General features: G+C 73.3%; 18 protein-coding genes. 10 read left to right on the top strand and 8 right to left on the bottom strand.

Annotated elements, in window-relative coordinates; genetic code table 11:
- Nucleotides 1-17 precede the first annotated feature (17 nt).
- A complete protein-coding gene (locus tag ACFYZA_RS16860; protein WP_388491150.1) occupies nt 18-539 on the top strand; it encodes an ATP-binding protein in 522 nt (173 codons plus the stop codon).
- 256 nt (nt 540-795) lie between these two features.
- On the opposite strand, the gene ACFYZA_RS16855 is transcribed toward ACFYZA_RS16860, so the two are convergent.
- Nucleotides 796-1722 (bottom strand): cyclase family protein, encoded by a 927-nt coding sequence (locus ACFYZA_RS16855; RefSeq protein ID WP_382581965.1) that lies wholly within the window; start codon nt 1720-1722, stop codon nt 796-798.
- Between the two features lie 87 nt (nt 1723-1809).
- On the opposite strand from ACFYZA_RS16855, the gene ACFYZA_RS16850 reads away from it, so the two are divergent.
- From ACFYZA_RS16850 to ACFYZA_RS16840, 3 genes are all read left to right on the top strand, one after another.
- Nucleotides 1810-2721 (top strand): SDR family NAD(P)-dependent oxidoreductase, encoded by a 912-nt coding sequence (locus ACFYZA_RS16850; RefSeq protein ID WP_388491146.1) that lies wholly within the window; start codon nt 1810-1812, stop codon nt 2719-2721.
- Between the two features lie 384 nt (nt 2722-3105).
- Entirely contained in the window at nt 3106-4254 is a 1149-nt protein-coding gene (locus ACFYZA_RS16845) for an acyl-CoA dehydrogenase family protein (RefSeq protein WP_388491143.1), read from the top strand.
- Nucleotides 4251-5300: a Zn-dependent alcohol dehydrogenase gene (locus ACFYZA_RS16840; protein WP_382581957.1), complete on the top strand. Its 1050-nt coding sequence runs from the start codon at nt 4251-4253 to the stop codon at nt 5298-5300. Before ACFYZA_RS16845 ends, ACFYZA_RS16840 begins: the two co-directional genes overlap by 4 nt.
- A gap of 63 nt (nt 5301-5363) precedes the next feature.
- Here the strand turns inward: ACFYZA_RS16840 and ACFYZA_RS16835 are convergent, their stop codons facing one another.
- Both ACFYZA_RS16835 and ACFYZA_RS16830 read right to left on the bottom strand, forming a co-directional pair.
- Nucleotides 5364-6491 (bottom strand): hypothetical protein, encoded by a 1128-nt coding sequence (locus ACFYZA_RS16835; RefSeq protein ID WP_382581954.1) that lies wholly within the window; start codon nt 6489-6491, stop codon nt 5364-5366.
- A 214-nt stretch (nt 6492-6705) separates the two neighbouring features.
- Nucleotides 6706-7710 (bottom strand): GlxA family transcriptional regulator, encoded by a 1005-nt coding sequence (locus ACFYZA_RS16830; protein ID WP_388491140.1) that lies wholly within the window; start codon nt 7708-7710, stop codon nt 6706-6708.
- A gap of 69 nt (nt 7711-7779) precedes the next feature.
- Between ACFYZA_RS16830 and ACFYZA_RS16825 the strand changes: the two genes are divergently transcribed.
- The 3 genes from ACFYZA_RS16825 (at nt 7780) to ACFYZA_RS16815 (ending at nt 11331) form a co-directional block, all read left to right on the top strand.
- Nucleotides 7780-9144: an MFS transporter gene (locus ACFYZA_RS16825; protein ID WP_388491138.1), complete on the top strand. Its 1365-nt coding sequence runs from the start codon at nt 7780-7782 to the stop codon at nt 9142-9144.
- Nucleotides 9145-9227: 83 nt separating this feature from the next.
- Nucleotides 9228-10535: an MFS transporter gene (locus tag ACFYZA_RS16820; RefSeq protein ID WP_382581941.1), complete on the top strand. Its 1308-nt coding sequence runs from the start codon at nt 9228-9230 to the stop codon at nt 10533-10535.
- A gap of 85 nt (nt 10536-10620) precedes the next feature.
- Nucleotides 10621-11331, top strand: coding sequence for a hypothetical protein (locus ACFYZA_RS16815; protein ID WP_388491136.1), 711 nt, complete (start codon nt 10621-10623; stop codon nt 11329-11331).
- Nucleotides 11332-11358: 27 nt separating this feature from the next.
- Here ACFYZA_RS16815 and ACFYZA_RS16810 read toward each other — a convergent pair whose 3' ends face one another.
- The 4 genes from ACFYZA_RS16810 to ACFYZA_RS16795 form a co-directional block, all read right to left on the bottom strand.
- The gene (locus ACFYZA_RS16810) at nt 11359-11949 is read right to left on the bottom strand and encodes a flavin reductase family protein (protein WP_382582670.1); all 591 of its coding nucleotides are present in this window, start codon (nt 11947-11949) and stop codon (nt 11359-11361) included.
- 109 nt (nt 11950-12058) lie between these two features.
- A complete protein-coding gene (locus tag ACFYZA_RS16805) occupies nt 12059-12871 on the bottom strand; it encodes an enoyl-CoA hydratase/isomerase family protein (RefSeq protein WP_382581937.1) in 813 nt (270 codons plus the stop codon).
- An 88-nt stretch (nt 12872-12959) separates the two neighbouring features.
- Nucleotides 12960-15185, bottom strand: coding sequence for an acetate--CoA ligase family protein (locus tag ACFYZA_RS16800; RefSeq protein ID WP_388491135.1), 2226 nt, complete (start codon nt 15183-15185; stop codon nt 12960-12962).
- A 563-nt stretch (nt 15186-15748) separates the two neighbouring features.
- A complete protein-coding gene (locus ACFYZA_RS16795; protein WP_388491133.1) occupies nt 15749-16891 on the bottom strand; it encodes a flavin-containing monooxygenase in 1143 nt (380 codons plus the stop codon).
- A 255-nt stretch (nt 16892-17146) separates the two neighbouring features.
- Here ACFYZA_RS16795 and ACFYZA_RS16790 point away from each other — a divergent pair, with 255 nt between their 5' ends.
- The 3 genes from ACFYZA_RS16790 to ACFYZA_RS16780 are packed head-to-tail and all read left to right on the top strand — an operon-like array spanning nt 17147 to nt 18641.
- The gene (locus ACFYZA_RS16790; protein ID WP_382581929.1) at nt 17147-17599 is read left to right on the top strand and encodes a DoxX family protein; all 453 of its coding nucleotides are present in this window, start codon (nt 17147-17149) and stop codon (nt 17597-17599) included.
- Complete coding sequence (locus ACFYZA_RS16785) at nt 17596-18060, top strand: Zn-ribbon domain-containing OB-fold protein (protein ID WP_382581926.1); 465 nt, start codon at nt 17596-17598, stop codon at nt 18058-18060. Before ACFYZA_RS16790 ends, ACFYZA_RS16785 begins: the two co-directional genes overlap by 4 nt.
- An 8-nt stretch (nt 18061-18068) precedes the next feature.
- Complete coding sequence (locus ACFYZA_RS16780; protein ID WP_388491131.1) at nt 18069-18641, top strand: GNAT family N-acetyltransferase; 573 nt, start codon at nt 18069-18071, stop codon at nt 18639-18641.
- 67 nt (nt 18642-18708) lie between these two features.
- Here ACFYZA_RS16780 and ACFYZA_RS16775 read toward each other — a convergent pair whose 3' ends face one another.
- Nucleotides 18709-19410: a DUF4232 domain-containing protein gene (locus tag ACFYZA_RS16775; RefSeq protein WP_382581919.1), complete on the bottom strand. Its 702-nt coding sequence runs from the start codon at nt 19408-19410 to the stop codon at nt 18709-18711.
- Between the last annotated feature and the right edge of the window lie 129 nt (nt 19411-19539).

Below are 19539 nucleotides of genomic sequence, written 5' to 3'. Positions count from 1 at the left end.
TTCGGATGGTGTGAACGGTGCAGGTGCTTCAGGTTCAGTTGGAGGTCGGGCCGGATCCCGCCGAGGTGGGCCGGGCCCGGAAGTGGGCACGTTCGCGGCTGGCCGGCTGCGGCATAGGGCTCGATGAGCCACTCGCCGAGACGTTGATCCTGCTGATCTCGGAGCTGGTCACCAACGCCGTGGTCCACACGGGCTGTCCGGCGGTGCTCCGGATGCTGCTCGGGCCGGCCGAGGGCGGCACCGTGCGGGTCGAGGTGGCCGACCGCAGTTGCTGTCCGCCCAAACCCCGCCACGCGCAGGGCGACGACACCAACGGGCGCGGCCTGGAACTCGTCGACGGGCTCGCCGACCGCTGGGGCTGGCGGGCCGAGGGCGCGGGCAAGTCCATCTGGTGCGAGGTGGACCGCGACGCGCCCGTCACCCCCTCGGTGCCGGAGCGTTCGGGTCACTCGGGGCTCAAGGAGCGTCAGGGGCGCACGGGCGGGGCGTACGGGAACGGTGCGTATGAGCCCCCGCACGCTGTCACAAATACGGCATAAGGCGCGAAACATTAACGGGGTGTTGACGGGTGGTGGCCGCCTGATCACCCTGGGATGAGCGATTCGTCGCGAGGGGACGCCGAGGACTGCACGCCTCGGCGAGTGCGGGTCGTGGCACGGCGTCAGGGTCAGCAGGGCGAGGCTCCTCTCAGGGCACCCGAGGGGCAGAGCCGGTACGCCGATGCCGGGGTGGCGGCGGCGGTGCCGCGCTCGGGGCGCGCATGCGTGGCCGCCACCCCTGAGTCCCGGGTCCGTCCTAGAGGACGGCCACCGGGGCGACGGGGGTGCCGGTGCCGCCGACGAACGGCTCGGGCATGGCGCTCAGCAGGAACGTGTACCGGGATGCCTCGGCGCAGGCGGTGGACAGGGCCTCCAGATTCCAGTTCTGGCCCTGGAGCATGCCCATCTCCACCAGGTCCAGGGCGTGCACGGGCAGCCACAGGTCCTCGATCTCGGGCGGGAAGATCTCGAAGGTCAGGGTGTCGTTGGCGACCGCCGCGACGTCCCGCGCGTGGAACCACTCGGGTGTGCGCACGGAGAGCCCCGGCGACGGATAGCCGTAGCCGTGCTTGTCCCCGGCCAGATAGACCTGGATCTGTCCGGTGCGTACGAGGACGATGTCCCCGGCGCGCACGGTGACCCCCGCGAACTCCTCGGCCTCGGCCAGGTCCTCCGGGGTGACCGCGTGGCCTCCCGCGAGGCGGTCGAGGCCCTTGGCGCGGGCCACGTCCAGCAGGACCCCGCGCGAGACGACGTGGCCGGGCTTGTCGATGCCGCTGAACTCGGCGCCGCCGTGCGGGGTGATGGTGGCGGCGGGGCGGCCGTTGTAGATCTTCCCGGAGTGCGAGACATGGGTCAGGGCGTCCCAGTGCGTGGCGGCCTGGAGCCCGAAGGTCACCGCGTCGTCGCTGCACGCGATCGTGCCGGGGCCGAAGATCTCCTGGTTGATCTGGACCATGGTGTGCAGCGGATTGACCCGCCCGGGAATGACCCCGGTCTGCACCCCGTCCTGCTGGAGGGGCAGCGCGAGCGGGACGCGGAGCCCGGAGCGGATCTCGCCGGCCGCCTCCCGGACGACCTCGTCGCCGATGTGGTTGAGCGTGCCGCGTTCGTCGTCGGCACCCCAACGCCCCCAGTTGTTGACGCGTTTGGCGATTTCGTGGAACTCGGGCGGCAGTGACATACCCGTCCCTCCCGGGGGCTTGTGGTGAAGCATCTGACGGGTCATAAAATCTAACGGTCCGTCAGAAACCGCGGGAAGGGGCCGGACGTGGGGAACTTCTTGGCAGGCAGGGTCATCGCCGTGACGGGGGCCGGGCGGGGCATCGGCCGGGCCGTCGCGCTCGCCGCGGCCGCCGAGGGAGCGAAGGTCGTCGTCAACGACTACGGCGTCTCGATCGAGGGCGGCGAGCCGAGCAGCGAGATCGCCGACGCGGTGGTGAATGAGATCCTCGCGGCCGGCGGCGAGGCGGTGGCCGTCGCCGACGACATCTCGACGATGGCGGGCGGCCAGCGCATCGTCGACACGGCCCTCGCCCAGTACGGGCGGATCGACGGGGTGGTGTGCGTCGCGGGGATCCTGCGCGAGCGGATGCTGTTCAACATGTCCGAGGAGGAGTGGGACCCGGTGGTCGCCACGCATCTGAAGGGCACGTTCACCGTGTTCCGGGCGGCCTCGGCGGTCATGCGCAAGCAGGGCTCCGGCACGCTGATCGGCTTCACCAGCGGCAACCACCAGGGCAGCGTGGCGCAGGCCAACTACAGCGCGGCGAAGGGCGGGATCATCTCGCTGGTACGCAGCGCGGCGCTCGGCCTGCACAAGTACGGGGTCACGGCGAACGCGGTGGCGCCGGTCGCCCGCACCCGGATGTCGGCCAACGTCCCCATGGAGCTGAAGGAGATCGGCTCGCCGGAGGACGTGGCGGCGCTCGTGGTGTACCTGCTGTCCTCGCGGGCGCGGGAGGAGGGGATCACCGGGCAGGTGTACACGATCGCGGGGCCGAAGATCGCGGTGTGGGCACAGCCTCGGGAGCTCCGTGCGGGGTACGCGGAGGGCGCCTGGACCCCGGAGCGGATCGCGGACTTCCTTCCCGGGACGGTGGGGGTGGACCCCATGCCGCTCCTCGCCCAACTGGAGGCGATGGCGGCGGCCGCCGCCGACACCGCCCGCCCGAACGCCTAGGGGGTGGCCCACCCCAGCCCCCTGGGGCTCCGCCCCAGACCCCGGGAGTCGCCCCACCCCGCCCCTTCCCGCAACCCTCCGGGGGTTGAAGAGACCCTGGGGGCTCCGCCCCCAGACCCCCGTTCGCGCCTGAAGGACGCTCGTCCTCAAACGCCGGACGGGCTGAGGATGCCTCCCGCACCCGGTGCTGTTGGGGGCGCGGGGCTGTGACATTCGCGCGGCTCCGCCGCGGTGGGCGCGACCAACGGGCTCCGGTCCACCTACAGGGGCGCGGGGAACTGCGCGAACGGCCCCCACCGGCCCGCAGTTGAAGGCGGACACCCGGCACCGCACCCGCACCGCACCGCACCGCCCCCAGCATCTCCCCACCCCCGGAGGGACACCGTGGAGTTCCGGTTCGGCCCAGAGGACGACGCGTTCCGCGAGGACGCCCGCGCCTGGCTCGCCCAGCACGTACCGAGGGGCGGGCAACCAGGCGACTGGGAGCGGGAGTTGGGGCGGGGCGGATGGATCGGCATCGGATGGGGGGAGGCGGCGTACGGGAACCGGACCGCCGGCCTCACCCAGCAGGTCGTCTGGGCCGAGGAGTACGCCCGCGCCAAGGCCCCGCCCCGCACCGGCCACATCGGCGAGAACCTCCTCGCCCCCACCCTCATCGCCCACGGCACCCCCGCCCAGAAGCGGCGCTTCCTGCCGCCGATCGCCCGTGGCGAGGAACTGTGGTGCCAGGGCTACAGCGAGCCCGGCGCCGGCTCCGACCTGGCCGGCATCCGTACCGTCGCCCGCCGCGACGGTGACACGTTCCGTGTCACGGGCCAGAAGATCTGGACCTCGCTGGCCCGCGAGGCCCACTGGTGCTTCGTGCTCGCCCGCACCGAGGAGGGCTCCCGGCGCCATCACGGGCTCTCGTTCCTCCTCGTGCCGATGGACCAGCCCGGCAGGATCGAGGTCCGCCCGATCCGGCAGATGACCGGGACGAGCGAGTTCAACGAGGTGTTCTTCGACGGCGCCGAAGCCCGCGCCGAGCACCTCGTCGGCGGCGAGGGCAACGGATGGCAGGTGGCGATGAGCCTGCTCGCCCTGGAGCGCGGGGTGTCCACGCTCGCCCAACAGGTCGGATTCGCAGCCGAGTTGGAGCGGGTACTCGCCCTCGCCATGTCCGCGGGTGGCGCACTCGACCCCGCGCTCCGCGCCCGGCTCGTCGCGCAGTGGGCCGAGCTGAAGGTCATGCGCTGGAACGCCCTGCGCACGCTGGGGAGTTCGGGGGACCCGGGGGCGCCCAGCGTGGCCAAGCTGCTGTGGGGCGGCTGGCATCGCCGGCTCGGGGAGCTGGCGATGGCCGTACGCGGCGCGGCCGCCACCGTCGGACCGTACGACTGGGACGCCGGGTCGAGACCGTACGAACTCGACCCGCTCCAGCACCTGTTCCTGTTCACCAGGGCCGACACGATCTACGGCGGCTCGGACGAGATCCAGCGCACCATCATCGCCGAGCGCGTGCTCGGCCTGCCGAGGGAGGTCCGTATTCCGTGAGAGGTGTCCTGTTCGACGGGAAGCAGAGCCAGGTCGTGGACGATCTGGAGATACGGGACCCGGGGCCGGGGGAGGTGCTCGTGGCCGTCGCGGCGGCCGGCCTGTGCCATTCCGACCTGTCCGTCATCGACGGGACGATCCCGTTCCCGGTGCCGGTGGTGCTCGGGCACGAGGGCGCGGGCGTGGTGGAGGCGGTGGGCGCGGGCGTCGGCCATGTGGCGCCGGGCGATCACGTCGCGCTGTCCACGCTCGCCAACTGCGGGGCGTGCGCGGAGTGCGACCGGGGCCGGCCCACGATGTGCCGCAAGGCCATCGGCATGCCGGGCCGCCCCTTCTCGCGGGGCGGGTCCCCGCTGTACCAGTTCGCCTCGAACTCGGCGTTCGCGGAGCGCACCCTCGTCAAGGCCGTCCAAGCGGTGAAGATCCCCGAGGACGTGCCGCTGACCTCGGCGGCGCTGATCGGCTGCGGGGTCCTGACGGGCGTGGGCGCGGTGCTCAACCGGGCGAAGGTGGACATCGGTGACACGGTCGTGGTCATCGGCACCGGTGGCATCGGCCTCAACGTCATCCAGGGTGCGCGCATCGCCGGCGCCCCGGTGATCGTCGCCGTCGACAACAACCCGGCGAAGGAGCCGCTGGCCCGCCAGTTCGGCGCGACCCACTTCCTGCCCTCGGCGGAGGGCGTCCGCGAGATCCTGCCGTCCGGCGCCGACCACGCCTTCGAGTGCGTGGGCCACCCCGGCCTGGTGCGCGCGGCCGTCGACCTCCTGGACCGGCACGGCCAGGCGATCCTGCTCGGCATGACCGCCCCCACCGTGGAGGCGTCCTTCCTGCCCGCCGCGCTCTTCCTCGACAAGTCCATCCTGGGCTGCCGGTACGGGAGTTCACGCCCGCAGCGCGACATCCCCCGCTACGCCGAGCTGTACCGCGCGGGCGCCCTGCTCCTCGACGAGCTGGTCACCCGGACGTACGCCGTGGAGGACTTCGCCAAGGCGGCGGACGATCTGCACCACGGGCGGGTGGCCCGGGGGGTGCTGACCTTCTAGGCGGCGGGTGCGGGGTGCCGGGGCTCGGCCGGCCGCCTGTGCGAGGCGGCCGGCCGGATGGTGTCAGGCGCTGGGGGTCACGCCGGTGACCGTCGGGTACGGGACGCCGGATGCCGGGTCGGGTGCCGTGCCGGCGCCCTTCCACACGACGAGTCGCCGCTGTGCGTCGACTGCCCACAGATCGGGGATGCCGTCACCCGTGAGGTCCCCGTCGGAGCCCACGCGCACGTACGCCGCCGGGTCGACGGTGCCGGAGATCAGCCCTTGGGAGGGGTCGGCGAAGGCGCTGAAGTCGGGGGCCTCCGCGGTGCCCCTGATGTCGAACGCGTGGAGGCTGCCGTCGTGTCGGGACCGGGCCCACAGGGTGGGGAAGTCGGTGCCCTTCGCCCGGCCGGGAGCGATCAGGTCGTAGTCGCCCCACTGGGTACTGTCGGACAGCAGGATCGCGGGGTTGTCGACCTGGGCCGTGGGCCCGGCGAGAGCGAGCCAGAGCCGCCCGTTCTCGACGAACACCAGCGAGGTTCTGGGCAGGGCGTAGTAGCCGGTACCCATGGTCTGTCCGCTGTCACCGACCGGGGAGCCGAAGGCGACGACTTGGGTGACGGCGGACCAGTCCGCGCCGAACTCGACGTCCCCGCAGGCGAGTTCGGTCCAGTCGGCCCGGACGCAGGCGGACGGCTTGTCCACGAGGCTGGGGGCCTGCCCGTCGAAGACACCGCCGTCGCCGTCGTTGCGCAGGAGATGGAGCGCCCGGCCGCCGGTCGCGTGGGCGATCAGGTCGTCGACGTTGGAGTAGCCGAGGCTGCCCCGGTGTGTGTACTGCACCTCGCCCCAGCCCTCGCCGCCCGGCGCCGACGCGGCCCCCGCGCTCCGCGGCGTCGCCGGGTCCGCGCCCGGACCGGCCTGGCGGAGGTTGCCCGCGCTGTCCGGCAGCAGGACATCGGGCTCGCCGTCCCCGTCGACGTCACCGAAGACCGGCCTGGGGGAGCCGGCCGAGGTGCCCTGCGGGACGGGCCCGGTGCGAGGTGCCGTCACGGCCGGTCGACCGTCGGCCGCGGCGGCGGCCTGAGGTGTGGCGAACAGGCCCGCGCCGAGCACGAGGGCGACGGCGGACAGCGCGACGGCGGGTCGTCCCGCCGAGGGGCGTGCGGGGCGTGCGACGGGGTGGCGTGCGGGGCGTAGAGGTCTCAAGGCGTCTTCCCTGCTGCTCTTCGGCCCCATGGCGGACCCGTCCGGAAACTGTCTGCCGAAGATCCTTCCAGAATCGTCCGTCCCGTGCCGAACTTTTGTACGAATACCGGAGGTTGCTGAACGGCGGGTCGCAGGCAGCGTGCGGCGGGTGGCAGGCGGGGTGTGCGGCGTCGCGCGGACGTCGTCGGTTGCCGGGGGCGCGGCTGCCGGGGTCTCAGCCTGGCGTCCCCGCCCGGAACGCGCGGCGGTAGGCGGTCGGCGGGACGCCGAGGGCCGCCTGGAGGTGCTGGCGCAGCGATGTCGCCGTGCCGAAGCCCGCAGCCCGGGCTATCGCGTCCACCGAGAGGTCGCTGGATTCGAGCAGCTGGCGGGCGTGTTCCACGCGCTGCTGGGTCAGCCACTGGCCGGGGCTCAGGCCCACCTCCTCGCGGAAGCGCCGGGTGAAGGTGCGCACCGACATCGCCTCCTGCTCGGCCAGGTCGCGCAGCTGGATCGGCTCGTGCAGCCGGCCGAGCGCCCAGGCCCGCGCGCTCGTCGTGGTCGCCAACTTGGGCTCCGGCACGGGGCGTTGGATGAACTGCGACTGTCCGCCGGCCCGGTGCGGCGGCACGACGGTCCGCCGGGCCACGTCGTTGGCGACGGCCGAGCCGTGGTCGCGGCGCACGATGTGCAGGCAGAGGTCGATCCCGGCGGCCACCCCGGCCGAGGTCAGCACGTCCCCGTCGTCGATGAACAGGACCTCCGGGTCCACCGCGACGGCCGGGAAGATCCGCTGGAAGTGCGCGGCCGAGGCCCAGTGCGTGGCGGCCGGGCGGCCGTCCAGGTAGCCGGCCGCCGCCAGTACGTAGCCGCCCGTGCAGATGGACACCATGCGCGTCCCGGGGCGTACGAGGGCGAGGGCGTCGGCGAGCTCGGGGGTGAGCACGCCCTCCTCGAAGACCGGCCCGAGCTCGTACGAGGCCGGGACGACGACCGTGTCGGCGGTGGCCAGCGCCTCGGGCCCGTTCTCGACCAGGATCGCGAAGTCGGCGTCGGTGCGTACGGGGCCCGGCGGGCGCACCGAGCACGTCACCACCTCGTACAGCGGCCCGCGCACGGGGTCGGCCGCGCGGCCGAAGATCCGTTGGGGGATACCGAGTTCGAAGGGGAGCAGGCCGTCGAGGGCGAGCACGACGACCCGGTGGGGCCGGGTGCCGTCGCGTCCGTGATCCGGGTTCATCCCGTCCTCCGCGCCATGGGGCTGGTGGTATAGACCACCAGTCGGTCGAGCTGGTAGAAGTGCCGTCTTGTGACGGACAAGTCTGCGATCGGCCAGGACATTCCCGAGGCCATGAGCCCGACGCCCCCGGGGCGGGCCGCCGTGCCCCCGGGCGGGCACGGCCGGGCCCCCATCGGCCACATCCCGGCCCAGCCGGGTCCTGTGCGCGACCCGGCCCCGGCTGAGCCGCGTCCTGCCCGGGCCTCCCTCTGGAACCACGACTTCCGGCTCTTCTTCACCGCCCGGACCGTCGCCCTGTTCGGCGACGGCATGGTCCCGGTCGCGCTCACCGCCGGTCTCCTCGGGGCCGGCCGGCCCGCCTCCTCCGTCGGTTACGCGCTCGGCGCCTGGATGGGGCCGCTCGCCGCGTTCGTCCTGTTCGGGGGCGTGCTCGCCGACCGCTTCACGCCCCGCCGCATGATGGTGATCGCGGACGCCCTGCGGCTGGTCGGCGCGAGCGTGCTCGCCGTGTCGTTCCTGGTGCTCGACGGCGGGCCGCCGCTGTGGGAGGTGTACGCCCTGAGCGCGGTGTCCGGCGTCGGCGCGGCCCTCTTCCAGCCCGGGGTCGCCTCGACCGTGCCGCGCATCAGCGCCGACGTCCAGCGCGCCAACGCCGTACTGGGCGTCTCCGAGGCCCTCATGGGCATGGCGGGCCCGGCCGTCGCCGGGGCCGTCGCCGGATTCTGGGGCGCGGGCGCGGTCTTCGCCGTGAACGCCTCGACCTTCGGCGTCAGTGGCGTCTGCCTCTTCCTGCTCAAGCTGCGCGGCAGCGCCGACGGCGAGACCCGGCGAGGTGGCTTCTTCGCCGAACTGGCCGGTGGGTGGCGGGAGTTCAGGGCACGCGACTGGCTCTGGGGCGTCATCACCATCTGGACGGTGTACGGGCTCACCGTGCTCGGCCCGGCCACCCCGCTCACCGCCGTCCTGGTGACCGAGGGCCACGGCGCCGGAACGTACGGCGCGCTCATGGCGGTGAACGGCGCGGGCAGCGTCATGGGCGGACTCCTCGCCCTGCGGCTGCGCCCCGCCCGGCCGCTCGCGGCGGGCGCGCTCGCCCTGCTCGGCGTCTCGGTGGCGCTGCTCTCGCTGGGGCTCGACCTGCCCGTACTCGCCCTGGGAACCGGCCAGTTCGCGACCGGCGCGGCCTTCGCCTTCTGGCTCGTCATGTGGTCCACCACCGTCCAGACCCACGTCCCGCCGGAGGCCTTGAACCGCCTGCACGCCTACGACGTGGCCGGATCCCTGCTGATGCTCGCGGCCGGACGCGCGCTCGCCGGACCGGTCGCCGAGGCGTTCGGCGCGGAGAGGGTGCTGCTCGTGGGGGCCGGGCTCAACGTCGTCGCGGTGGCCGTGCTCCTCGTGGTCCCGGCGATCAGCCGGCTGCGCCGGATCTGATACCCCGCCCGTGGCCCGATCCCTGCGAACGGTGACCACCGGGCCACTCGTACGAAGGGAGCCGCCCGGCCAGTCTTGATGACGTGACCCAGACAACCAACAGGCCCGAGGCCGGGCCCGCTCGGCGGCGCGGGGCCGAGTCCCGGATCCACCGCGCCTGGTACGTGGCGGCCGTCGCCTTCGTCACGATCATCGGCGCGGCGGCCTTCCGCTCACTGCCCGGACTCCTGATCGACCCGCTGCACAACGAGTTCCACTGGTCGCGCGGCACGATCGGGGCGGCGGTCTCGGTGAACCTCGCGCTCTACGGGCTGACCGCGCCCTTCGCCGCCGCCCTGATGGACCGCTTCGGCATCCGCAAGGTCGTCGCGGTCGCCCTGACCGTGATCGCGGTGGGTTCCGGGCTCACCGTCTTCATGCACTCGGCCTGGCAACTCATGCTCTACTGGGGCCTGTTGGTGGGGCTCGGCAGTGGCTCGATGGCGCTCGCGTTCGCCGCCACCGTCACCAACCGCTGGTTCACCGAGCGCCGGGGACTGGTCACCGGCGTCCTGACCGCGGCCTCCGCCTCCGGCCAGCTGATCTTCCTGCCGCTGCTCTCCTGGATGGTCGAGGCCCACGGCTGGCGGCCCGCCGCCATCACCGTGGCCCTGGCGGCGCTCGCCGTGGTCCCGTTCGTCTGGCTGCTGCTCCGCGACCACCCGGCGGACCTGGGCCTCGCGCCGTACGGCTCGACCGCGTACGCCCCCAAGCCGCCCCCGGTCACCGGCGCGGCCCGCCGCACCCTCACCGTCCTCGTGCAGGCCGCCCGCACCGGGCCGTTCTGGCTGCTCGCGGGCACCTTCGCGATCTGCGGCGCCTCCACCAACGGCCTGGTCCAGACGCACTTCGTGCCGGCCGCGCACGACCACGGCATGCCGGTCACGGCGGCCGCCGGGCTGCTCGCGGTCGTCGGCGTCTTCGACGTCGTCGGCACGGTCTTCTCCGGCTGGCTCACCGACCGCTTCGAGTCGCGTCGGCTGCTGGCGACGTACTACGCGCTGCGCGGCGTCTCGCTGCTCTTCCTGCCGATGCTGCTCGCACCCGCGGTCCACCCGCCGATGATCTTCTTCATCGTCTTCTACGGCCTCGACTGGGTGGCCACCGTGCCGCCGACCATCGCTCTGTGCCGCCAGCACTACGGCGAGGACAGCGCGATCGTGTTCGGCTGGGTGCTCGCCTCGCACCAGGTCGGCGCGGCGGTGGTCGCCTTCCTCGGCGGGGTGGCCCGCGACGTCTTCGGCAGCTACGACGTCGTCTGGTACGCCTCGGGCGGGCTGTGCGCGGCGGCCGCGCTGATGGCCCTGGTCATCCGGCGCCGGGACCCGGCGGGGGAACCGCTCGCGGTGTGATCCCCTCTTCCTCTACGGGGAACGGCCCGTACGGGGGGCGAGGTTGCGCCCGGGGCCGAGGGTTCCAGGGGCGAGGGGGAGTGCCGTGGAGGCCATCAGGCCGACTGACGTACGAGGTGCCGTGCCGCGTGCCGTGCTGGTCGCGGCCCTGGTGTGCGCCGCCGTGACCGCCTGCGGAACGTCCCGGCCGGGCGACCCCGCGTCCGTGGCCCCGGCCGCGGCGCGGACGTCCGCGACGGCGGGGCGTGCGTGCGGCGACGGTACGAGTACGGGGGAGGGGCCGGCCACCGGGAACGAGATGGCCCGTACCGACTCGGCGGAGGGAAGCGGCGCGGGCCCGGCGACGGAGGACGACCCCGGTACGCCGGGGCCGCCCACGGATGCCGATCCGGGTACGCTGGGGCCGCCCACGGATGCCGATCCGGGTACCCCGGGCCCGCCCACGGACGCCGATCCCGGTACGCCGGGCCCGCCCACCGACGGCACCGCGATGCCCTGCCTCCCCGACGGCTGGTTCGACATGACGCGGGACTTCGTCGACTACTACTCCCAGCACCTCACCAAGGCCGACGACGGGATGTGGCCGTCGGTGGTGGCGGTACGCGTCCGCAAGCAGGGCGGGGTCGAGCGGGCCGTGGTGACGGTCAACTTCGTTCCGCCGCCGGGCGGCAGCGACTGGGAGGGCCGCAGGGTGGCCGAGGTCTTCGCCGACTGGCGGCGCACGACGTACGACGACAGGGGCGCCCTGCGCGTCGAGACCCGCAGCGGAGGTCTGGTCGTCGACGGGTCCTGGTGAGCCGGGGCGCGGGGGTCCGAAGAGGGGTTATTCGCCGAAGCGCCCGAACCTGCCCCGGTGGAAGAGGAGCGGATCGGCGTCGTCGGTGGCCCCCAGGGCCTCGACGCGGCCGACCACGATGAGGTGGTCCCCGCCGGTGTGCACGGTGTGGATGCGGCAGTCGATCCACGCCGGTACGCCGTCGAGCCGGGGCGAGCCGGTGGCGGGCGCCGCGTCGTAGCCGACCCCGGCGAACTTGTCGGCGCCGCTGACCGCGAACCCCCGGCACAGCGGCCCCTGTTCGGCGCCGAGGACGTTCACGCAGAACACCCCGGCACGGGCGATGCGCGGCCAGGTCGTCGACGTGCGGGCCACCATGAAGGCGACCAGGGGCGGGTCGAGCGAGAGCGAGGCGAAGGACTGGCAGGCGAACCCGGTGGGCCCCGCCGCGTCCTCGGCGGTGATGACGGTGACGCCGCTCGCGAACCCCCCGAGCACCCGCCGGAACTCGCCCGGGTCGACCGGAGCCCGCTCGTCGTCCCGTACGGCCCGAAGGTCCGGCCGGGGCAGGAATTCGACGGGCTCGGCAGCCGTGGCGGCGCCGACGGACCTGAGGTATCGGACGACGGTGGCCGCCATCCCTGCGTGTCCCATCACCCTTCCATTGAACCTGACGGTACGTCAGATAGGAAGCGCCGGAGCGGTGCGGGAAGCGGAGGGCCGCCCCCGGGGTCCGGCCCCAACCAGCCTACAGACCACGGTATTTCGGGGTGCGGCGCTCGACGAAACTCGCCACCCCCTCGTTGGCGTCGCGGGTCGTCATGTTGATCTCCTGGGCCCAGGCCTCGGCGGCGAGGGCGGAGCCCCGGTCGGCGTCGAGGGAGGCGTTGACCAGGTGCTTGGTGAGGGCGAGCGCACGGGTCGGACCGGCCGCGAGACGCTCGGCCCACTCCTTGGCGGTGGCGGCGAGTTCGGCGTCCGCGACCACCCGGTTGACCAGGCCCATGCGCTCGGCGTCGGCCGCCGCGAGCGCGTCCCCGAAGAACATCAGCTCCTTGGCGCGCTGCGGCCCCACCAGGCGCGGCAGCAGATAGGCGCCGCCGCCGTCGGGCACCAGGCCCCGGCGGACGAACACCTCGATGAACCGGGCCGACTCCGCGGCCAGGACCAGATCGCAGGCGAGCGCCAGGTGGGCGCCCAGGCCGGCGGCGGTTCCGTTCACCGCCGCGATCACCGGCTTCTCGCAGTCGAGTACGGCGGTGACGAGCCGCTGGGCGCCCTGCCGGATGGTCCGGGCGATGTCGCCCGCGACCCGCTCGCCCCCGGGGGCGGCCCCTGTCGCGGGGGCGCCGCGCAGGTCGGCGCCCGCGCAGAACCCCTTGCCGGTGGCGGTGATCACGACGGCCCGTACGGCGGGGTCGGCGGAGGCCTCGCCGAGCAGCGCGATGATCCGCTCCCGCTGGTCCCAGGTGACCGCGTTCATGGCGTCGGGGCGGTTGAGCGTGATCCATGAGACGCCGTTGTCAGTGGCGTGCAGTACCAAGGAATCCAGGGGGTCCATGGGGGCTCCAGGGCGGGGCGGGGGGTGTGCGGGAATGGGCGTGGGGGTGGGCACGACGGGCGGGTGGTGGCCGGGATGGCGGCCGGGCTCAGCGGCAGATGGCGAGGGCGTCGAGCGCGACGGCGCCCTGGCCGCGCGGCAGCACCATGATCGGGTTGATGTCCAACTCGGCGATCTCGTCGCCCAGTTCGAGGGCCATGCGCTGGACGCGCAGGACGACCTCGACGAGGGCGTCCACGTCCAGCGGGGGCCCGCCGCGTACGCCGTCGAGGAGCGCCCGCCCCCGGAGCTCGCCGAGCATGTCCCGCGCCTGGTCCTCGCCGAAGGGGGGCACGCGGACGGCCGAGTCGCCGAGCACCTCGACCAGGACGCCTCCGAGCCCGACGGTCACGGTGGGGCCGAACAGGGAGTCGTGTCCGACGCCGACCACCATCTCGACCCCGCGCTCGACCATCTGGCAGACCAGGATCCCGTCGAGGTCGACACCCTCGTACCGGGCGATGTCGGTGAGCTCGCGGTACGCGTCCCGGATCTGGCTGGCCGAGGTCAACCCGACCTTGACCAGGCCCAGTTCGGTCTTGTGGGCGAGTCGGGCGCCGGAGGCCTTCATGACGACGGGGTAGCCGACGAGCCCCGCCGCCCGCACGGCGGCCGCCGCGCTGGTCACGAGCTGCTCGCGCGGCACCCGGATCCCGTACGCGCGAAGGAGCTGCTTCGCCGCGTGTTCGCTGAGCTGCTGGCCCGGGCGCATCAGGGCCTGCGCCTTGCGGAAGGACGGGGAGGGCACGCGGGGCGCCTCGTCGAAGGGCGAGCGGTAGCCGGTGGTGAACCGGTGGTGGGAGAGGTAGGCCTTCACGGCGCCGATGCAGTTGGCGAACGTACGGAACGTGGCGACGCGGTCCGAGCCGAGCAGCGTCTCGCGGTAGGCGGCCTCGGTGCCGAGCGGCGAGCCCCACACCACGCACACCAGCTTGTCCGTCTGTTCCGCCGCGTCCACCAGGTCCTGCGCCAGCTTGTCGCTCATGGGCGGGAAGGGGCCGGTGATCGGACAGATCAGTACGCCCACGGACGGGTCGTCCAGAATCGCGTCGATGATCTTCCGCCCGCGCCAGTCGCCGACGGGGTGGCCCCCGTTGTCCACGGGGTTGGCGACGTTGAGGTACGGCGGTATCCACTCGTGGAGCTCGGCCTGCTTGGCGGCGGACAGGGGCGGCAGGCGCAGCCCGGCGGCGGTGGCGAGGTCCGAGAAGTGCGCCCCGGTGCCGCCGGAGATCGAATACACCACGACGCCGTCCGCCTGCGGCCTGCGGGCGCGGGCCAACAGAGCTGCGGTGTCCTGGAGTTGGTCGAGGCCGTCGACGCGGATGACGCCGTACTGGCGCATGGCGGCGTCCACGACGTCGTCGGCGCCGGTCAGCTTGCCGGTGTGTGAGGCGGCCATGCGGGCGCCGGCCTCGGTGCGGCCGACCTTGACGGCCACCACCGGCACGCCGGCGCGGGCCGCGCGGTCGGCGGCGAGCAGGAAGGCGCGGCCGTCCTTGAGCCCCTCCACGTAACAGGCGATGGCGCCCACCTCGGGCCGCTCGGCGAAGTAGGAGATGAAGTCGGAGGTTTCGAGATCGGCCTCGTTGCCGGTGGGCGCCCAGTGCGAGAGCCGTACGCCCAGCTCCTGGAGGGTGAACACGGGGCGCCCCTGGTGCCCGGACTGGGTGATGAGCGCGATGGCGGGCCCGTCGAGGTCCTCGCGGAAGCGCTCGAACGCGTTGAGGTTGGTGTTGGGTCCGAGGAGCCGCAGCCCGGAGCGCTTGACGGCGGCGGCGAGCCGATCCTGGGCGGCGGCGCCCTGCTCGCCGGTCTCGGCGAACCCGGAGGCGAAGGCGACGGCGAACTTCACCTTGGACTCGGCGAGTTCCTCGATGACGGGGATCGGATCGCCCACCAGGAGCACGGCCAGATCGACCTGTTCCGGCAGGTCCGCCACGGAGCTGACGCAGGGCAGCCCGAAGACGCTGTCCCGGGTGGGGTGGACGGGGTGGATGCGCGCGCCCACGCGCTCGGCCCAGTCGAGGAGTTGGCGGGTGATGCCGGTGTTGGGGCGGCCCTCGGCGTCGGAGGCGCCGATGACGGCGACGGATTCGGGCCGGAAGAACCGGTCCAGATCCGGTACGTCGGCGTACAGCGGGCGCCCGCTGACGTCCAGGTCGCCCTCGCCCGCGGCTCTGCCGTGGACGGCGCCGGGGACGGGCTGCTCGCCGCAGGCGACCACGCGCGCGCGGAAGTCGGTCGTGAGGGTGCCGTGAGTCGATCCAAGCATCGTTCCGCCCGCTCCTGGTCGAAGGGCCAGCATGACTGTGCCGTGCCGGGGGTGTGCCGGTGCCGTGTGTTAACTGACGCACAGTCAGATTACAGACCTGACGGTCTGTCAGGAATGGCTCTGCGGGCAAAGCCTGAACCCTGCGGGGCGGGGTGGGTGCAAGCGGTGCGCAGGGCCTCCCCCGAACCCCGCCCCTCCCAAACCCCCTCGCCGGGCACCTGGCGCATTCCCACCCCCTGGGGCTCCGCCCCGACCCCGGGGGTTTGCCCGCCCGCCCGTGACTCGGGGTTGGTCGGTTCCGGCCCCTGGGGCTCCGCCCCAGATCCCGTTCGCGCCTTAAGGGCGCTCGTCCTCAAACGCCGGACGGGCTGAAGATGCCTGCACTGGCCAGCACCTTTCAGCCGTACGGGCTGAGGATGCCCCCGCACCCGGCGCCGCCAGGGGCGCGGGGAACTGCGCGAACGGCCCCTACGGTCCGCAGTCGGAGAACTCTCCCCCGGAGGGTCTCGGGAAGGGGCGGGGTGGGGCGACATCGGGGTCGGGGGCGGAGCCCCGCGGGGTGGTCAGCGGGACAGGGATTTGGCGATTCGGGTGGCGTCCAGGCGGAGCTCTCGCAGCATCCCGCTGATCGGATTCGTGAACCCCGTGAAGTACAGCCCCGAAACCCCCGGCACCGTACGCGCCCCCCGCACCCGTGGCCTGCCCCGCTCGTCCAGTACCCCGAGGTGGCCCACGAGGCCTTCGAGGCCCCGGCGGTAGCCCGTCGCCGCGATGACCACGTCGGGCGAGATCCGCGTTCCGTCCGCGAGGACGGCCTTGGTGCCGTCGAAGGAGTCGAGCGCCGCGACCGGCTCCACCCGCCCGCCCCGCACCGCGTCGATCAGCCCCACGTCCTGGACCGGAATCGCGCCCTCCCGCACCCGCGAGTAGAGCCCCTTCGCCGGGCGCGGCAGGCCGTACGCGGAGAGGTCCGGCACGGAGAGGCGTTCGGTCACCGACGCCGCCCGGTCCACCAGGCGTACCGGGAGCCTGCGCACCAGGATGCCGGTGGCCTGCGCGGGCCACCCCGCGGTGGACCGGCGCAGGATGTGCGGCGGCGTGCGTACCGCGAGGCGTACCCGCCCGGCCCCGCCCTCCGCGAGGTCGGCCGCGATCTCCGCGCCGGTGTTGCCGGCCCCGACGACGAGCACGTCCCGCCCGACGAAGGGGGCGGGGTTGCGGTACTGGCCGGCGTGCAGCAGCTCACCCGCGTAGGAGTCGGCGCCGGGCCACGCGGGAACGTACGCCGTGTGGTTGAACCCGGTGGCCACCACCACCGCCGGTGTGGAAAGGCGCCGGCCCCCGGTCGCGTACAGCAGCCACCCCTCGCCGTCGGGCCCGCGCTCGACCCGTTCGACCTCGACCCCGGTGACGATCTCCAGCTCGTGGACGTCGGCGTACTTCTCCAGATAGCGCACCACGTCGTCGCGCGACACCCACCGCCCGAACCGGCGCGGCATCCGCAGCCCGGGCAGCGCGGACAGGCGGCGCGTGGTGTGCAGGTGCAGCCGGTCGTAGTGGCGGCGCCAGGACGCGGCCACCGCGTCCGACTTCTCCAGCACGACGGCCCGCACGCCCCGCGCGCGCAGCTCGGCGGCGACGGCGAGGCCGCCGGGCCCGGCGCCGATCACGTAGACGGGGCTCGCGGGGGTGGTGGTGTCGACCATGAACGCTGAGCGTAACGGCGTGAATACTTGATGGGTCTCGGTCAAGACCGGAATCGGTTGCGATCTGATCACGCCTCGCCCCGCCTCCCCTCTCGCGCCCGGTCGCACGCCCCGTCCCTCGCCCCGTCCGGCTCCGGGCGCCCCCCGCCCGTACCCCCGCGACCGCACCCCTTGCGCACGCGGCCCGGATCCGCTGAACTGACGTACCGTCAGAAACCAAGCGGAGATGCGAAACGTACTGGGAGGGATGGCCGCGTGGACTCCATCTGGCTCAGCGGCGCCGAGTGGCTCGCCGTCCTGCGCATCGGCCTCGGACTGTGGTGGCTGGAGAGCTGGCGGCACAAGGACAAGAAGGGCTGGTTCGAGCGGGGCACGGGCATCGCCTGGGCGTCGGACGTCGCCGCCAAGCACCGGTGGAACGCCGTCCGCAGCGGCTTCGACGTCGTGGTCAAACCCCGTCCGAAGACGATGGCGTACGTGGTCGTGTACGCCGAACTCGCCCTGGGGCTGGGCCTGGTGGCCGGATTCCTGACGCCGGTCGCCCTCGTCTGCGGCCTCCTGCTCAACCTCCTGTACCTGGTCCTGATGATCCACGACTGGGCCGAGCAGGGCCAGAACGCGATGATGGCGCTCATCTCGCTGGTCGCCCTCGGCGCGATGTCGTGGCAGACCTGGTCCCTCGACGACGCGATGGGACTGTTCCGATGACCGCCGCCACTCCGGAGGCCGACGCCTTCACCCGCCCGTACTGGGACGCGGCCGCCGAGGGCCGCCTCCTCATCCGGCACTGCGCGGCCTGCGACCGCGCGCACCACTATCCCCGCGAGTTCTGTCCGTACTGCTGGAGCGAGGACGTGCGCTGGCGTCCCGCGAGCGGCCGGGCCACGCTCTACACCTGGTCCGTCGTGCACCGCAACGACCTGCCGCCGTTCGGCGACCGGGTCCCGTACGTCGCCGCCGTCGTCGACCTGGACGAGGGCCCCCGGATGATGACGGAGGTCGTCGGCTGCGCCGAGGCGGACCTGCGGATCGGGATGGAGCTGCACGTGACGTTCCGCTCCGATGCCGAAGGCGCCGCAGATGGCGGCGGTGTGACCGTGCCGGTCTTCGGGCCCGCCCCGGATCAGGGCGGCCGGAGGGGCATCGGCCCTACGGGGACGGGGGGTTGAATGGCGGCATGGATCTCCAGCTCGTCCCCGCCGACCTGCGCGGCCACGGTCTGCGCCTGCGCGTCTGGCGCGACGACGACGTCCGTACGCTGCTGCGCGGCGTGACCGACCCCGAGTATCTGCGCTGGAACACCCACAACGCCCCCGTCGAGGACGAGGCCGCGGCCGCGGAGCTGCTGCGCATGCGGGCGTTGGGGTGGGCGCGGGGCGAGTTCGCCACGTACTGCGTCACGGACGAGTCGAGCGGGTCGGTGCTCGGCCACGTCGGCCTCAACTCAGTCAACCGGCCCATGCGTTGTGCGCGCGTCGGCTACTGGACGCTGCCCGAGGCGAGGGGGCGCGGGGTGGCGGGCCACGCCCTCGATCTGCTGACCCGCTGGGCCTTCGGCACGGTCGGCCTGCACCGCCTGGAGCTCGGGCACGCGGTGGGCCATGACGCGTCCTGCCGCATCGCCGAGCGCGGCGGCTACCTCGTGGAAGGCACACTGCGCGGCGCGATGTTCGAGGCCCAGCGCCGGGATGCCTTCCGCGCTCTGCATCTGCACGCCCGCCTCGCGACGGACGGGGGCGGCGGGCGTTAGGACGGCCCTGCGGATCCCGCCCCGACACGGCGGCTGACCACTGGGGCGGCCGTGGGTGGCACCACCCCTAGTCGGTCGTGTGCGTGGGGTAGACCTGGACGTCGGTGTAGGCGCCCTTGATGCCGGGCGCGCCCGAGGGCCAGTCCAGGCTCAGGGTGTGGGTCTCGTTCGGGGGCGTCACCTGGATCTTGGTCGGGTGCGCGAGGCTGTGGCCGCTGTTGTCGATGGTGTACGCGAGGTCGAAGACGGCGGCGTCGCCGGGCTTCAGGGTGGTGACGCGCGGCTGGGCCTGGCCGCGCTCGATGGGGTTCGAGGTGTTGTCGGTGTCCTTGATGTCGACGCCCGCGAAGCCCGTCGCCGAGCACGTGGTCGAACCCCGGTTGATCATGGTGATGTTGATGCGGCCCTCGGTCTTGTCGGGCGAGGCGTTGGTGGCGTCGATGGCCAGGTCCTGCGTCTTGCAGAACGTGGCCTTGCCGCCGGACTTCGCCCCGCCGTTCGAGGCGCCGGCCTTGGAGCCGCCACCGGAGCCCGACTTCCCGTTGCCGGTGGTCGAGCCGGTGGAACCGCCGCCGTCCGCCGACTGCGAGCCGCTGTCCGAGGATCCGGCGGAGGAGGACGAGGACGACGAGGAGCCGGACGAGGACGAGGACGCGGGGGCCTTGGAGGACGCGTCACTCCCGGAGCCGTCGTCGCCGTTGCAGGCGGTCAGCGAGAGGCTGGCGGCGACGCATATGGCGGCGAGAGCGGTGATGCGGGTGTACTTCACGGTGTTCCCCCAGCGGTAGGGCGGTGTGCGCGGTGTGCGCGGTGCTCGCGGTGTGGGCGATGTGTGCGGTGTGCGGTGTGTGCGGTCAGGAATATTTGTATCTCGCACGGAGTTACGGGCGGTCTCCCA

Source organism: Streptomyces sp. NPDC001828 (genome assembly GCF_042892175.1).
GTDB lineage: Bacteria > Actinomycetota > Actinomycetes > Streptomycetales > Streptomycetaceae > Streptomyces.
Note: the sequence above shows the minus strand (reverse complement) of the source record. Positions and strands in the feature narration are given on the sequence as shown.